13 protein-coding genes and 1 tRNA gene are annotated in these 15,554 nt (G+C 58.0%); 9 read left to right on the top strand and 5 right to left on the bottom strand.

Annotated elements, in window-relative coordinates; all coding sequences use genetic code 11:
- The first annotated feature begins 65 nt into the window (after positions 1 to 65).
- Together ACFER_RS07460 and ACFER_RS07455 are read left to right on the top strand one after the other, a co-directional pair.
- Positions 66 to 1,868 carry an ABC transporter ATP-binding protein gene (locus ACFER_RS07460; protein WP_012938809.1) on the top strand — a complete coding sequence of 601 codons (1,803 nt, stop codon included), beginning with the start codon at positions 66 to 68 and terminating at the stop codon, positions 1,866 to 1,868.
- Positions 1,861 to 3,735 carry an ABC transporter ATP-binding protein gene (locus ACFER_RS07455; RefSeq protein WP_012938808.1) on the top strand — a complete coding sequence of 625 codons (1,875 nt, stop codon included), beginning with the start codon at positions 1,861 to 1,863 and terminating at the stop codon, positions 3,733 to 3,735. The genes ACFER_RS07460 and ACFER_RS07455 overlap by 8 nt, the downstream gene beginning before the upstream one ends.
- Positions 3,736 to 3,880: 145 nt before the next feature.
- On the opposite strand, the gene ACFER_RS07450 is transcribed toward ACFER_RS07455, so the two are convergent.
- Positions 3,881 to 4,441: a PH domain-containing protein gene (locus ACFER_RS07450; RefSeq protein WP_012938807.1), complete on the bottom strand. Its 561-nt coding sequence runs from the start codon at positions 4,439 to 4,441 to the stop codon at positions 3,881 to 3,883.
- 148 nt (positions 4,442 to 4,589) lie between these two features.
- Here ACFER_RS07450 and ACFER_RS07445 point away from each other — a divergent pair, with 148 nt between their 5' ends.
- Positions 4,590 to 5,585 (top strand): nucleoside hydrolase, encoded by a 996-nt coding sequence (locus ACFER_RS07445; RefSeq protein WP_187287514.1) that lies wholly within the window; start codon positions 4,590 to 4,592, stop codon positions 5,583 to 5,585.
- A 93-nt stretch (positions 5,586 to 5,678) separates the two neighbouring features.
- Positions 5,679 to 6,848 (top strand): alanine racemase, encoded by a 1,170-nt coding sequence (gene alr / locus ACFER_RS07440; protein ID WP_012938805.1) that lies wholly within the window; start codon positions 5,679 to 5,681, stop codon positions 6,846 to 6,848.
- A gap of 49 nt (positions 6,849 to 6,897) precedes the next feature.
- Here alr and ACFER_RS07435 read toward each other — a convergent pair whose 3' ends face one another.
- From ACFER_RS07435 to ACFER_RS07425, 3 genes are all read right to left on the bottom strand, one after another.
- Entirely contained in the window at positions 6,898 to 7,632 is a 735-nt protein-coding gene (locus tag ACFER_RS07435) for a DUF554 domain-containing protein (RefSeq protein ID WP_012938804.1), read from the bottom strand.
- 19 nt (positions 7,633 to 7,651) lie between these two features.
- Positions 7,652 to 7,906, bottom strand: coding sequence for a TIGR03905 family TSCPD domain-containing protein (locus ACFER_RS07430; protein ID WP_012938803.1), 255 nt, complete (start codon positions 7,904 to 7,906; stop codon positions 7,652 to 7,654).
- Between the two features lie 272 nt (positions 7,907 to 8,178).
- A complete protein-coding gene (locus ACFER_RS07425) occupies positions 8,179 to 8,778 on the bottom strand; it encodes an HD-GYP domain-containing protein (RefSeq protein ID WP_012938802.1) in 600 nt (199 codons plus the stop codon).
- 425 nt (positions 8,779 to 9,203) lie between these two features.
- Between ACFER_RS07425 and ACFER_RS07420 the strand changes: the two genes are divergently transcribed.
- The gene (locus tag ACFER_RS07420) at positions 9,204 to 9,971 is read left to right on the top strand and encodes a basic amino acid ABC transporter substrate-binding protein (RefSeq protein ID WP_012938801.1); all 768 of its coding nucleotides are present in this window, start codon (positions 9,204 to 9,206) and stop codon (positions 9,969 to 9,971) included.
- Positions 9,972 to 10,186: 215 nt separating this feature from the next.
- Positions 10,187 to 10,277 (top strand) — tRNA-Ser (locus tag ACFER_RS07415).
- Positions 10,278 to 10,435: 158 nt separating this feature from the next.
- Here ACFER_RS07415 and ACFER_RS07410 read toward each other — a convergent pair.
- Complete coding sequence (locus ACFER_RS07410) at positions 10,436 to 11,224, bottom strand: HAD-IIA family hydrolase (RefSeq protein ID WP_012938800.1); 789 nt, start codon at positions 11,222 to 11,224, stop codon at positions 10,436 to 10,438.
- 234 nt (positions 11,225 to 11,458) lie between these two features.
- Between ACFER_RS07410 and ACFER_RS07405 the strand changes: the two genes are divergently transcribed.
- Genes ACFER_RS07405 through holA form a run of 3 tightly spaced genes read left to right on the top strand, consistent with a single transcriptional unit; the run spans position 11,459 to position 15,540 of the window.
- Complete coding sequence (locus ACFER_RS07405) at positions 11,459 to 12,106, top strand: ComEA family DNA-binding protein (protein ID WP_012938799.1); 648 nt, start codon at positions 11,459 to 11,461, stop codon at positions 12,104 to 12,106.
- Position 12,107: 1 nt separating this feature from the next.
- Positions 12,108 to 14,465 (top strand): DNA internalization-related competence protein ComEC/Rec2, encoded by a 2,358-nt coding sequence (locus tag ACFER_RS07400; protein WP_012938798.1) that lies wholly within the window; start codon positions 12,108 to 12,110, stop codon positions 14,463 to 14,465.
- The gene (gene holA / locus ACFER_RS07395; RefSeq protein ID WP_457758530.1) at positions 14,413 to 15,540 is read left to right on the top strand and encodes a DNA polymerase III subunit delta; all 1,128 of its coding nucleotides are present in this window, start codon (positions 14,413 to 14,415) and stop codon (positions 15,538 to 15,540) included. The genes ACFER_RS07400 and holA overlap by 53 nt, the downstream gene beginning before the upstream one ends.
- The last annotated feature ends 14 nt before the right edge of the window (positions 15,541 to 15,554 follow it).

Raw genomic sequence — 15,554 nt, 5'->3', positions numbered from 1 at the left:
CCGCAAAACAAACTGTAGGGACCGCATGCCGGGCGGCCCGCAAAACACAATCAAGGGGATGGAGTATGGAAAAGAAAAATCGACAGAATGAACGGGATTTCCGGAATGGCCGGGATGCCTGGCTGCTGATGCTCCGGTCCCTCCGGGAATTCAAAAAAGATGCCCTGCTGGCCCCCGTCACCGTGATGGGGGAAGTGGTGTTCGAGGCCCTGATCCCCTATGAGATCGCCCTTTTGGTCAACGAGGTGAAGGATGGCTGCGGACTGGACCGGATCCTCCATTACAGCGGGATCCTGCTCCTGATGGCCCTGTGCGCCCTGGGCTGCGGCTATGTGGCCGGGATCACCTGCGCCCGGGCCTCCTGCGGCTTTGCCCGGAATCTCCGCCAGGACGTGTTCTGCCAGATCCAGGAGTTTTCCTTCGGGAACATCAACCGGTTCTCTTCCGCCTCTCTGGTGACCCGGCTCACCACGGACATCCAGAACATCCAGATGGCCTTCATGATGCTGGTGCGCACGGCTTTCCGGGCCCCCTTCAACCTGCTGGCCTCCTTTTTCATGGCCTGGTACATGGGAGGCCGGATGGCCCTGTGCTTTCTGGTGGTGATCCCGGTGCTGGGCTGGGGCCTGTACAAGATCGCCCGGCGGGCCCTGGGCCTGTTCCGGCAGGGGTTCCCCCAGTACGATGCCCTGAACTACAAGGTGGAAGAAAACATCAAGGGCATCCGGGTGGTGAAATCCTTTGTCCGGGAAGAAACGGAAACCGCCAAATTCGACGCAACCGCCCGGAAGGTCCAGGCCCTGTTCACCAAAGGGGAACGGATCGTGGCCCTGAACAACCCCCTGATGCAGATCTGCATCTACGGGATCATGATTTTCCTTTTGACCCAGGGCTCCCGGCTGATCCTCACCACCCGTGGCCGGCTGCTGGACATCGGCCAGTTTTCCACCCTGCTCACCTACAGCTTCCAGATCCTGGGGTCACTGATGATGGTGTCCATGATCCTGGTGATGCTGACCTTTACGGAAGAATCGGTCCAGCGGGTCCGGGAAGTGCTGGAGGAAAAAAGCACCCTCACTTCGCCGGAACAGCCGGTGGAAACGGTCCGGGACGGATCTGTGGCGTTCGACCAGGTTTCCTTCCAGTATGAAGGCAGTACCGGGGAACCGGTGCTCCGGGACATCACCCTGTCCGTCCGGAGCGGGGAAGTCATGGGCATCGTGGGGGGCACCGGCAGCGGGAAATCCTCCCTGGTCCAGCTGATCCCCCGACTCTATGATGCAACGGAGGGCACCGTCCGGGTGGGGGGCGTGGACGTGCGCCGGTATAATCTGGCAACCCTCCGGGACAGCGTGGCCATGGTGCTCCAGAAGAACCTGCTGTTTTCCGGCACCGTGGCGGACAACCTCCGGTGGGGGGCTCCCCGGGCCACCCAGGCCCAGCTGGAAGAAGCCTGCCGCCAGGCCTGTGCGGACGAATTCATCCGGCGGCTGCCCAAAGGGTACGATACCTGGATCCGGCAGGGGGGCACCAACCTGTCCGGGGGCCAGAAACAGCGGCTGTGCATTGCCCGGGCCCTTTTGAAACGGCCAAAGATCCTGATCCTGGACGACAGCACCTCGGCAGTGGATACCCGGACGGACCGGGCCATCCGGGAGGCCCTGGCCACCGCCCTTCCCGGCACCACCGTCTTTATCATCGCCCAGCGGCTGTCTTCCGTGGAACGGGCGGACCGGATCCTGGTGCTGGAACAGGGAAAGATCAACGGTCTGGGCACCCATCAGGAACTGCTCCGGACCAATGCCATCTACCGGGAAATGGCCCGGTCCCAGAATCTGCTGGAAAAGGAGGAGAAGGCCCATGGCTGAGAAAAAGAATATCTTCAGCCGGAAAATGGCCTGGCGGTTCTTCCGGACCCTGTGGGGGTTCTATCCCCGGCTGCTGCCCGGGATCCTGGTCCTGATTTTCATCAATGCGGGCATCCTGTCCCTGCCGGCGGTGTTCATGCAGAAAGTGGTGGCGGTGCTGGAAAAAGCCTGGGCCCAGGATCTTTCCTGGTCCGCCGTCCGGCCGGAAATCTACGGGTATGTGCGGATCCTGGCCCTGCTGTACCTGGTATCCCTGGCCGCCAATGTGACCTACAACCAGCTCCTGGCGGTGTTCAACCAGGGCTGCCTGGCCAAAATCCGGGAAAAGCTGTTCACCCATATGGAAACCCTGCCCCTGGGGTATTTCGACCGGCACCAGCGGGGGGATCTCATGAGCTATTACACCAACGATGTGGAAGCCCTCCGGCAGCTGATCTCCCAGGCCTTCCCCCAGCTGTGCGTCACCGCCGTGACCCTGACGGTGCTTCTGGCCATCATGCTGTATTACAGTGTGTGGATGAGCCTGGTGGTGGTGGGAGGCTCCCTCTGGTCCGTGGTCATCACCCGGAAGGTGGGGGGCCGGAGCGCCCGGTATTTCATGGCCCAGCAGCACACCCTGGCGGACTGCGAAGGGTTCATGGAAGAGAGCATCAACGGAGGCAGGGTGATCAAGGTCTTCAACCATGAGGCGGCAGCCCGGGCGGATTTCGAGCGGGTGAACCAGTCCCTCTATGAGGCGTCCTATCAGGCCAACCGGTATTCCAATACCCTGATGCCCATCCTGAACAATGTAAGCTACCTGATCTACATCATCGTGGCGGCCTGCGGAGGCCTGCTCCTGGAACGGCAGGTGCCCAACCTGTCCCTTTCCGGGCTGCCCTTCAGCCTGGCGGTGATGGTGCCTTTCCTGGGCATGAGCCGGCAGTTTGCCACCAATATCCAGATGATCTCTCCCCAGATCAACGCCATGGTCATGGGCCTGGCCGGGGCGGAGCGGATCTTCGGGCTCCTGGATGAAAAGCCGGAACAGGACAAAGGAACCGTGGAACTGCGGCCCCTGGCAGAAGGGACCGGTATCCGGCACTGGGCCTGGGTGCTGCCGGGGGACAGGGGGCAGGAAGAACTGCGGCCCCTCCGGGGAGAAGTCCATTTCCGCCAGGTGGATTTCGGCTATGAAAAGGGCAAGCCCATCCTCCGGGACATTTCCCTGGATGCCCTGCCCGGTGAGAAAATCGCCCTGGTGGGGGCCACGGGGGCCGGGAAGACCACCATCACCAACCTGCTCACCCGGTTCTACGATATTTCCTCCGGCACCATCACCTGTGACGGGATCCCCCTGGAACGGATCCGGAAGGGGGCCCTCCGCCGGTCCCTGGGCATGGTGCTCCAGGATACGGTGCTGTTCACCGCCACGGTGCTGGAAAATATCCGGTACGGACGGCTGGAGGCCACTGATGAGGAATGTGTGGCGGCGGCCCGGCTGGCTGGGGCCGATGATTTCATCCGGCATCTGCCCCAGGGGTACCATACGGTGCTCCGGGGAGCCGGGGCCGGGCTCAGCCAGGGACAGTGCCAGCTGCTGGCCATTGCCCGGGCGGCGGTGGCGGATCCCCCGGTGATGATCCTGGATGAGGCCACCTCCAGCATCGACACCCGGACGGAGCAGATCGTCCAGCGGGGGATGGATGCCCTGATGGAAGGCAGGACGGTGTTCGTCATCGCCCACCGGCTGTCCACGGTGCGGAACGCGGACCAGATCCTGGTGCTGGACCAGGGAAAGATTAAAGAAAGAGGCACCCACCGGCAGCTCCTGGAACAAAAAGGGATGTACTGGCAGCTGTATACGGGAGCGGTTGAACTGGAATAAAAAGGGGTTGTTGCACGTCCTGTGCAACAACCTCTGTCCAAATCGTATCCGTAGGAGCGGCAGGCCCGGCCGCCCGCCTGATCAAGGTTGTCCGTGTGTGTTGCGGGGCGCCGGGCCTGCCGCAGCTGACAGCAAAGAGGCGGCCTTATTGGGCCGCCTCTTTGCACATCTTCATGAACTTTTCCGGATCCCGGACGTAATCGTACCGGATGGCTTCTTTGCCCTGGCCGATGACCAGGGTGCCGTAGCCGGCCTTCCTGCCCAGGAATCCCTGTTCCATGGTCATATGGGCGGCCATGTCCAGGGAGATCATGTACTGTTTCTTTTTGAACACGCCCTTGAACAGCACCAGCCGCTTGTTGGTGAGGAGCAGCAGCTGGGATTTGTAGGCCATGAACCGGAAACACATCCAGATGAGGCCTACGGGCACGTACAGGGCCGTCACCACCAGGGGCCAGAAAAAGAACATCAGGGACCGGTCCGCCCGGCCCAGGGGCTTTTCCTCCTCTTCTTCCACCGGCTGGACCGGGGCTTCTTCTGCTGTTTCCGTTCCGGCGGCTGCTCTCGTTTCTTCGGTTCCGGCGGTTTCTTCCGTCCCGGCGGCTGCTCCGGCTTCCGGGGTCACCGGTTCCGGGGCTTTTTCCGGCTGTCCTTCTGTTTGTTCTGTTTGTTCCGCAGGGGTTTCCTGCTGGGGATTGGGTTCCATAAATGCATCTCTCCTTCAAAAAAATTCCTTCCACCCGATTATAGCATATTCCGGGACGGTTGGGGGATGGGTGCCCCTTGTCACCGGCCTCCTTCCGTACTATACTATTCCATGGTTCTTTTGACGAGGGGAGGCCTGTGGAATGGGCATGAACAGGAAAAAAACGGCGGCGCTGGTGCTGGGGGCCCTGCTGGGCTGTCAGCTGGGGTGGGGTGCTCTGCCGGCGGGGGCGGCGGCACCGGAGAACCTTTCCGGGAAAACGGCCCTGGCGGCGGAGGTGGATCCGGGCAGCGACGATGTCCTGGCCCTGTTCATGATGAAACGCAGCGGACAGGTGCCGGATCTGGTGCTGTCCACCTACGGGAATGCTCCGGAAAAACAGACCAGCACCAATCTGGGACTCACCCTCCAGGTGCTGGATCTGGACCTGCCGGTGTACCACGGAGCGGACCGGCCCTGGAAAGGGAAGAAATGGAAAGCCCCCCGGGATGGATCCAATAGAAAGGACGGGCTCCTGGGCCTTTCCGGTGCCCTGAAGGAAAAAGCGGAAAAAGCCGGCCGGGAGCCCCGGAAGCCCGGCAGCCTGGAGGAGGCACGGGACCGGCTGAAGACCTTCCATCATATTGCGTATATCACGGCCGGCCCTCTTTCTACCCTGGCCGGCCTGCTCCAGGATCCCCGGATCCGCAGCCGGGTGGACCGGGTGTATCTGGTGGGGGGCTCCCTGGCGGGGGAGACGGCAGAATTCAACTTCGCCCAGGATCCCAAAGCCGTCCAGGCGGTGCTGGCAAGCGGGGTGGACATCACCCTGTTCCCGGTGGAACTGACGGCCACACAGTATGTGGAAGAGGAAGAACTCCGAAAACTGGCCCGGTACGGCACCTGGCCGGAATTTATGGAACTGCTCCAGGCCAACCAGGCAGCCCATGCCCGGCAGGGAGAGGAACCGGCGGCGGTACTGCCGGCCCTTTTCCCCGTGCTCTACCGGATGGATCCGGACCAGTTCGCCGTGGAGGACCGGCGGGTGACCGTGGACAAAACCGGCCGCTTGACGGAAGATCCCCAGGGGACCCTGGTCCACGCCGTGCTGGGGGTGAATCCCCGGTACCAGTGGAGGATGCTGGAAAAAAGCTTCAGCCAGTAAGGCTGTGCCGGAGCTGGAAAAATGTGGTATCATAAAACCGTATGACCTGTCATGTTTGTGGGCAGAAGAATAGCTGCAAAGGGGAAATTGACTATGAAATCTACGCTGCGCCGTACCTGGGCGGAAATCGATCTGGACGCCCTGGCTTACAATTATCATAAAATCCGGGAACACATCGGGCCCCAGGTGAAATTCCTGGGGGTGGTGAAGGCGGACGCCTACGGTCATGGAGCCGTCCAGGTGGGGAGCCACCTCCAGGCCCTGGGGGCCAATTATCTGGCGGTGAGCAGCATCGATGAGGCCATGGAACTCCGGTTCAACGGCATCACCATGCCCATCCTGATCCTGGGCCACACCCCCCGGGAACAGGTGGACCGGCTGATCTGCTTCAACATCACCCAGGCGGTGACCTGCGAGGCCAAAGCCCTGGAATACAGCGAAGAAGCCGTGAAATACGGGGGAACCCTGAAAATCCATGTGAAGGTGGATACGGGGATGTCCCGGCTGGGATACATCTGCGAAGGGGATTATTTCGAACATGGGGTGGAGGGCATCATCCATGCCTGCAGCCTGCCGGGGCTGGAACCGGAAGGGATCTTCACCCATTTTGCCGTGGCCGATGAACCGGGGGAGGATGCCCTGGCCTATACCCGGCACCAGTTCGCCCTGTTCAGGAAAGTCTGCGACGAAGTGGAAAAACGCACCGGGAAGAAATTCAAACTCCGCCACTGCGCCAACACCGGGGCCACCACCCTGTTCCCTGATACCTATCTGGACATGGTCCGGCCGGGGCTGCTGCTCTACGGCTACGGGGAACACGCCCGGATGCTGGGGCTGAAACCGGTGATGACGGTGAAGACCACCATCAGCACCATCAAAATCTATCCCAAAGGGACCAAGATCAGCTACGGGGGCATCTACACCTGCCCGGACACCACCCGGATGGGGGTGGCCCCCATTGGCTACGCCGACGGGTTCATGCGCTGCCTGTCCAACCGGTGCAGTTTCGTGACGGAAGAGGGCCCGGCGCCCCAGCGGGGACGGATCTGCATGGACATGTGCATGGTGGACCTGACCGGCAAGCCAAAGGTGGACGTGGGCAGCGAACTGGAACTGTTCGGCACCCGCCAGTCCCTGGACGACCTGGCCCAACTGGCCGGCACCATCCCCTACGAAATCACCTGCAACATCAGCAAGCGGGTGCCCCGGGTGTACCTGGAAAAAGGGAAAGTGGTCGGGAAGGAATTGTTGCTGAGGATGTGAAAAAAAGGGGCTGTGAAAAAATGATTTCTCATTTTTCACAGCCCCTTTTTTACAACATCGGAACCACCACATTCGTCCACAGGGCCGATAAGGGCATGACCAGTGCCATGGCCGGGATCATGTCGGCGATGGGGAAATCTTTCAGCTGGAGCATCCGGAAACCGGTGGCCACCAGCAGGGTGCCTCCGCAGGCCTTGAAATCCCCGATCATGTCCGGGGTGCAGAAGGGCAGCAGGATATTGGCCAGGGCAAACAGGGCCAGGAAGATCACCAGCTGGGGCAGGGCGATGAAGCTGACGATGATCCCCAGTTCGCAGGCGAAAAGTGCAGCAGTGGGCAGGTCCATGATGGATTTGGCGATGAGGATGCTGTGATCCCCGGCCATGCCGGACACCATGCTGCCGTAGATGCCGGTGCCGCTGGCACAGAACAGCACAATGATGGTGATCAGCCGGCTCTCATATTCGTCCCGGGGAATCAGGGTGTCCCCGGCAGAGGCGGGCAGCACCCGGCTGATGGCCTTTTCCAGGTTCCGGGAGCCGGCGGTGATCCGGTCTCCCATATGGATCCCCAGGCCCACAATGGTGCCGGCGATCACCGCAAAGACAACCGCCGGCAGGTTTTTCATAAAGGTAATGGAAATGATCCCCATGAGCAGGGCACAGGAGCCGAACACGGTGGTCAGTTTTTCCTTGAAATCTTCTGAAAGCCGGGGCCCCAGGAAATTCCCCAGGATACCGCCCAGAACAACCGCCGCCACATTCAGCAAAACTCCAATTGGCATAAATAAAAAATCCTCCTTCTTATTCTTCCTTCAACGCCTCTTCCACACCCCGGGCCAGCTGGTCCGCACAGGAGGTGGATTTGTTCCCACAGGTGTTTCCCTTCAGCAGATCCACGACCCGGCGGGCATCGGCCCCTTCCAGCAGTTTGCTGATGGCCGACAGGTTGCCAGAGCAGCCTCCCTGGAAATGGATGTGGTGGAGCCGGCCGTTCTCCAGACCGAATTCAATCTGGCGGGCACAGGTCCCCTGGGTTTTGATGGTGAAGTTTTTCATAAGTATGGTACTCCTTTCTGTCAGCGGTTGTCCAAATCGTATCCGTAGGGGCGGCAGGCCCGGCCGCCCGCCCAATCACCGGTTGTCCGTGTGTTTTGCGGGGCGCCGGGCCTGCGCCCCCTACGGTGTCGATAGCGTCAGGGTGCGTGCTTTGCGGGCTTCCCGGCGTGGAGCCCCTGCGGTTTTTCTTTATCCGTTCAGGAAATTTGCCTGCAAATTTCATCCTGCGGCAGCTGACCGTTGACGGGGGTGCTGCCAAAGCAGCACCCCCTCTATCCCGGATTGGAAATGGAAGCGAAAAAGGCCTGGACCGCGTCGGGATCGAATTTGACACCGGCCAGGTCCCGGATCACCTGGGGGCTTTTGCAGCCTGCGATCTGCCACTGGCGGGTGCAGGGATTGCATTTCCGGTCGTAGAAATTGGCCACGGCGATGATCCGGCTGCCGATGGGGATGTTTACGCCCTTCAGCCGCTTGGGATACCCGCTGCCGTCCCAGTTTTCATGGTGGTGGAGGATAATCTTCCTGATCTGAGAAAAGGAAGGGATGTTCTCCACCATGCTGGCCCCGGCCTCACAGTGGCGCCGGTAGGCAGCCCGTTCCCGGATGTTGAAATAGGGATATCTGGCCAGAATGATGTTGGGGATGGCCAGCTGTCCGATATCGTGGAGCAGGGCAGCGGTCTTGATGCCGTTCACCTCGCTGAGGGGCAGCCCCATCTTGATGGCTGTGGCAGCAGCATAGTTGGCCACCTGCTGGCTGTGGAGGAAGAGACCGTGGCTTTTCAGCTCCAGCAGCTTCAGGAACCCCTGTACAATTTCCGTATTATCCGTATCCGTGGCAAAATCCAGGAACTGGGGAATGGTGATCATGGGAATTCGACCTTTGCTTGAGATTTCTAAACCTTATTCAGTATACACTAAAACCCGGGCTTTGTGAATTTCCGGTTGTCAAACTTTGCCCAGACTCTTATAATAGAACAAACAACTCAGGTCTGTGGTTGCAAGTCGATGCCAGTTGCAGGCAAAACGATCCACGTAAGCAATGAAAAGCCATTGTGAGCACGGTGCAGCTTAGAAGTAAGTCCTGCCGCGAAAAGCGAGAGAAGCAGTAGTGGGGAGCATGAGGCTTAGGAGCGAACCTTCCAGCAGGCGGGTGTGGGGGCGAAAACCAGGTCAGCTGAGTTGTTTTTTGTATTTTTATTAAAAAATTGTTGCATAATAATACATGAAGTCGTATAATTAATCCCAATCAAAGCCATACAATACGGAAAGGACTGAATGAGGGAGGAATAAATATGAAGAAGATTCTCGCTGCCATCTGCATTTTCGCTGCACTGATGGGGACACTGGGCTGCGGGGGCAGCCAGACGGCAGGAAACAAACCTGCAGAAAAGAAGGAACTGATCGTTGGGACGGAACCTTCCTTTGCGCCCTTTGAATTCCCGGACAAAAAGAGCGGGGAAATCACCGGCTTCGACATGGAACTGATCAAAGCCATGGGGAAGAAGGCCGGGTTTGCAAAGGTCACCGTGAAGGGTATGGGCTTCGATGCCCTGATCCCGGCCCTGGATGCAGGGAACATCGATGTGGCCATTGCGGGGATGAGCATCACCGATGCCCGGAAGCAGAAGGTGAATTTCACCGATCCCTACTATGAATCCGGCCTGGCTACCCTGGTCCGGAAGGACAACACCACCATCAAGAGCCTGAACGACCTGAAGGGCAAGACCATCGCCGTCCAGCTGGGGACCACCGGCGCCGAAGCGGCAGGCAAGATCGAAGGGGCCACAGTAAAGACCTTCGATACTTCCGATACCGCCTGCCTGGAACTGAAGAACGGGGGCGCGGATGCGGTGATCAGCGATCTGCCGGTGCTCCAGTATTTCCTGAAGCAGGGAGGCGGGGAATACGCCAAGATGGTGGGCGAACCCACCAAAGGGGATATGTACGGCATTGCCACCGCCAAGAAGAACAAGGACCTGGCCGACAAGCTGAACAAAGCCCTGGCCGACCTGAAAAAAAGCGGGGAATACCAGAAGATCTATGATAAGTGGTTTAAGTGAAAAAACGGGCGCTCCGGGCGCCCGTTTTTTGTCAGCTGTCAACGGCTGCAGGATGAAATTTGCTGGCAAATTTCCCGAACGGATAACGAAAACCGTAGGGGCTCCACGCCGGGGAGCCCGTTTTTTTGCCAGCTGGCCGCTGACAGCCTTTTTTCAAAAAACTGTTGACAGAAATCCATAAATCGTGTATTATAAACAAGTCAGCTGATTCAAACGGAGTGGTACTCAAGTGGCTGAAGAGGACGGTTTGCTAAATCGTTAGGGGGGTTAAACCCCGCGAGAGTTCGAATCTCTCCCACTCCGCCATTCAAAAACAAAACCTGCCTGAGGGCAGGTTTTTTTGTGCGGGAAAACAGTTGGTTTTTTGGTCCTTTCCATTGGCCAGTGACCATTGACCAGTGACAGGGCCGGCGGAGGTTCCGCCGGCGTTTCTTTTGGAAGGAAAACGCCTGGACGTTTTCCAACTATTTCTTCGGCACCAGATCCCCGATCCCGTTCAGGATATAATGGGGCTGGTAGGAGAACCGCTTGATGTTTTCCCGGCTGGAAACGCCGGTGAGCACCAGCACCGTTTCCATGCCCGATTCCACGCCACCGATCACGTCCGTATCCATCCGGTCCCCGATCATCACCGCGTCTTCGGAATGGACTCCCAGCCGTTTCAGGCCGGTGCGCATCATCAGGGGATTGGGCTTGCCGATGAAGTAGGCCTTTTTCCCGGTGGCCAGTTCAATAGGGGCGATGAGGGCCCGGCAGGCGGGGATGATGCCCCGGTCGCTGGGGCCGGTCATGTCGCTGTTGGTGCCGATGAGCTTGGCCCCTTTGTGAATCAGTTCTGTGGCCTTGATGATCATTTCATAATTGTAGCCGGTGGTTTCGCCCACCACCACATATTCCGGGTTCACATCATTGTAGGTGATCCCGGCATCATACAGGGCGTTCATGAGCCCGTGGGCCCCGATGATGTAGGCGGAACAGCCGGGGGCCTGGGTCTTCAGGAAATGGGCCGTGGCCAGGGCGCTGGTGTAGAAATGGCTTTCCTCGATGTCCAGCCCCATGGCCTGGAGTTTCTTCCGCAGTTCCAGGGGAGACCGTTCGCTGGAGTTGGTCAGGAACAGGAACTGTTTCTTTTCTTTCTGGAGCCAGGCCACAAATTCCTTCACCCCGGGCAGCAGGGTGCTGCCATGGTAGATCACACCGTCCATATCACTGATGAAGCCTTTCTTTTCCCGAATGATGTTCAAGTCCCGCATAGAAATCCTCCCTTTTTCTGGAAAATGTTTTTTGTTATAGTATCCCCCCACAGGAAGAAAAATACAAGCACCCTTTGCAAAGTTCCTGTTAAAATTCGGTAAAATTTAGTTGGTGGTTTTTCCATTCATTGCCTCTTTTTTCCCGTTAATACCCCAATTTTTCCAATGAAGAAGGAATTTTTTCTTCCGTTACAGAAAAGCAGGAGAAATACCCTGGAAAAGGAGGAAAAAAAGATGGATCCGTGGGAAAAGAAAAAGTGGTTGGCAGTAGTGGCTCTGGTACTGCTCTGTGTGACTGGCAGCTGGTGGCAGAGCAGGGAAAACGTTCCGGAAAAATCTGTCGTACAGGCGACAGAGGCGGGGGTGCCGGAAAAACGGGAAAAAATAGCCAAAATAACGGTATATATCAGCGGAGCCGTCCAGGAACCAGGACTCTACCAGGTGAAACCGGATATCCGCTATCAGGAAGCGCTGGAAGAGGCGGGCGGGGCTACGAAAGAAGCAGATCTCACCCGGGTGAATCTGGCCAAAAAATGCAAAGACGGCAGTCAGGTGAATGTTCCGTACCTGAAGACCAGCATCCGGAAAAGGAGTACCGGCAGAGCTTCGGCAGACCAACGAGAACCGGGACAGGATGCAAAGGGCGGGGCCGGAGAAACTGCCCAAAATGGCAGAGGGACGGAAAAAGACAATCGCCGGATCAATTTAAACCGGGCAGGGGAAGAAGAACTGACCCGGCTTCCGGGAATCGGGCCGGCTCTGGCCAGGAGAATCGTGGAATACCGCCAGCAGGCTCCCTTTCGCAGGGTAGAAGACCTGCAGCAGGTATCCGGCATAGGTCCATCAAAGTTCCAGCGGCTGAAACCGTTGGTGGAGGTGTGAAATGGATCCGGTATTGGCAGGAAGCCTGGCCTATGCACTGGGCATCCGTACGGGGCTGGAACATTTTTTGCCGGTCCAGGTCTGGATTGGTGCTTTGGGATTGGGAGCTATCCTGACCTTTGCAGCATGGAAAAAGGAATGGAGCCGCGATTTTTATATGGGGCTTTTTCTGGTGTGTATATTCTGCGCCGGAACCAGCCGGGGAACCGTGGAAAAAACAGCAGCCCAACGGATGGCGCAGCAGTTGGGCCGGACCGGACGGTTTACCGGCCGGGTGGTTCCTGGCTCAATACGGGAGGGCCGGCATGGGAACAGTTCCTTTTTATTGGAAGAACAAAAGGGCCGTATTCGTGTTTTCGTTCAGAAAAGCGGACGATTCCGGCCAGGAGCTGGTATTGTCCAAGTGACAGGCGTCCTGAAACCGGTGGATGGCTTTTTTAACCCTGGCATGCAGGACCCGGAAGTGGGAGCTGCCATACGGAAAGAGGGTGGAAGGATCCAGACGGTGGGGAAATGTTGCCGTTTCCTGTCCCGAGATCCATCCTGGATGGATCAAATACAGACCGTGGGAAACAAGCTTCGGAGGCAGCTGCGCTGTTCCATGGGGAACGGAGACAGTGCCCTTCTGGAAGGAATGATGCTGGGCGGCAGCTCACAGATTGAACCTGAAACTCTTCAGATGTTCCAGCGCTGCGGCCTGAGCCATCTCCTGTCCGTATCCGGAAGTCATGTGGCTCTCCTTATGGGCCTTTTTACTGGGGCGGTACAGTATTTCCGGATTCCCCGGAAGGCTGTAGTTCCTTTTGGCGTTCTGCTGCTGTCTGGATATGCGGTACTATGCGGTCTTCGGGCGTCGGTCTGCCGGGCAGTGATCCTTGGCGCAGGGGTACTGTTGGGAAAAGCCGGACGGCGCCGGGCAAAGGGAACAGCTTTCTTGGGGCTGGCTGCCATTTTGCTTCTTTCCTGGAATCCCTGGTGGTGTCGGGATCCGGGTTTTCAACTGTCTTTTACAGCAGCCCTGGGACTCATGACACTGCGGAAACCGGTAAGCGAGAAACTGGATGTTTTTCTGCCGCGGCCGGTGGCAGGAGGACTGTCCGTTCCCATCAGCGCCCAGCTGCTGAGCCTGCCTTTTTTGGTGATACATTTCCATACTTTATCCCTGGTTTCTCTTTTGGCTAATGTGCTGTTGGTACCTGTTTTATCCCTGTGTGTAACGGGCAGTGCCATAGGGGCCATATTGGGATCTCTGGGATTGATTTTACCGGGCCGGCCAGTTTTGGCTGTAGTTTCGCAATTGATGGGATTTGCTCTATGGGGTGGGGAGAAATTGGCCCAACTTCCCGGTACCCACCTGGTGACAGGCCAAGTGCCTCTGTGGGGGTGGCCATTGTACTTCCTATTAATAGGAGCTGTTCTGGAAAAAGGCTGGTTCCAACCCTTCCGTCCCAGACTGCGCAGGGGAACCATCCTGGCAGCCGGTTTCGGCCTGGGGGCGCTGGTAGCTTTTTGCCAGTTCTGCCCCCAGGCTTTTACGGTTTATTTTTTGGATGTGGGACAGGGGGACTGTGCCGTGGTCATAACTCCGGAACGGGAAATCATCGTGGTGGATACGGGAGGTCTTCCCGGCAGATATGACACGGGTGAACGGATCCTGGTGCCCTTTCTCCGGTGGCTGGGAGCTGATAGGGTGGATCTTCTTATCCTGAGCCATGGCCATCTTGATCATGCCGGAGGGGCCGCCGCTCTTTCCCGCTGGTTCCCTATTTATTCCGTCGCCCTCCCCCCGGATCTGTGGCCTTCTGCGCCGGACCTGGCGGTGGAAGAGGAAATTCCCACCAAAGAAGTAGCAATTATGCAACAAGTGAAACAGTTTGGACAATTGAATAAAATTGTATACAAAATGCAAACAAACCAGAAAATATGCAAAAAAGGGAGTATAATACAAATTGTAGAAGCACCGACAATTCAAAAGAAGGGAGGAGAAAAGAACGAAAACTCTGCCATTGTCCGTGTGAGCTGCGGGGCGGGCAGTGTCCTTTTTACCGGTGATGCACCGGCGGAAGGGGAACTGGCGGCGGCCCGCTGGCCCATCGGGAGCGATGTGCTGAAGGTTTCTCATCACGGTTCCCGTACTTCCTCGTCTGAAGGGTTCCTGGCGGCGGTTTCACCACGGTTGGCGGTGATTTCTTCCGGCCGGGAGAACCGGTTCGGTCATCCTCATCCGGAGATCCTGGAAAGGCTGGAACGGTTCCACATCCCCTGTGCCCGGACGGACCGGGGAGGAGCCATCAAAGTGGTTTTTGATGGGTCCGGTCCTGTATGGTATAATTATCGCTGGCAACGAGATTTTTTCTAGGAGTGGATCGATTGTGAACACAACGGCGGATGTATTTCTGGAAAGTCTGCGGAAAAATCCAGCGTGTCCCCATGTTGTCGTGGCCTGGGGGGAGGAGGAGTATTTCAGGAAAGCCGTGGGCAGGGCCTTCCGGCAGCGGGCGTTCGCCCCTGGGGAAGAGCCCACTGAATGGAGCTTCCAGAAGGATTTCCAGATGGAGGCTTTGGGAGAAGCCATCAACACCATGCCTTTTTTCGGCGGGGGCAACTGGGTGGTCATCGAAGATCCCCGGGTGCTCACGGAAAAGGCACCGGCCCGGAAAACGGGCACCAAAGGGAAGGGAAAGAAGGTAACGCCTCTGGAACAGTTCACGGAACTGCTCAGTGACGTGCCGGATTATGCCTATGTTTTCTGTCTGTGCACCAAGCTGGACAAGAGACAGGGGTTCTACAAAGCCATGAGCCGGAAGGCTGTGGTGGTGGAATGTCCCACCCTTCGGTCCTACCAGCTGCAGCCCTGGCTCCGGAGCCAGGCGGATCAGTACGGCGCCCGGTTCACCCCGGATGCCCTGAATCTGATCCAGGAATACGCATCGGCGGCGGATACGGTTCCCCTGCTGTTCCTTCAGCAGGAAATCGCCAAGATCGCCCTGTATGCGGGGGAACGGAAGCTGTGGCAGGCTGAGGATGTGGCGCAGATGTTTTCCCAGCTGCCGGAGATTTCCGGTTTTGCCCTGGGGAACGCGGTGGAGGAGAGGAAGCTGGACAAGGTCCTGCTCCTTCTGAAAGAGGAGCGGAAGAACAGCGGCAGTGACGGGATCACCGGACTGGCCATGCGGCTCTTTGCTTCGCTCCGGCGTCTGCTCCAGGTGAAGGAAATGGTGAAACAAGGTGCTCGCCAGGACGCGATTGCATCCACGCTGAAAATGCACCCCTATGCGGTGAAGCTGGCCATGCAGCACAGCAATTATTTTTCTGAGGAATCCTTACAAAATGGCATGGTCCAGCTGGCACGGCTGACGGCGGACTCCCGCCAGGGAGGACGGACCTGGTCGCGGCTTGAGGAAGTGTTGGTTACCCTTGTAGGAAGAAGTTGAATTTGAAGGAGGAA

This window comes from Acidaminococcus fermentans DSM 20731 (assembly GCF_000025305.1).
Lineage (GTDB): Bacteria > Bacillota > Negativicutes > Acidaminococcales > Acidaminococcaceae > Acidaminococcus > Acidaminococcus fermentans.
Note: the sequence above shows the minus strand (reverse complement) of the source record. Positions and strands in the feature narration are given on the sequence as shown.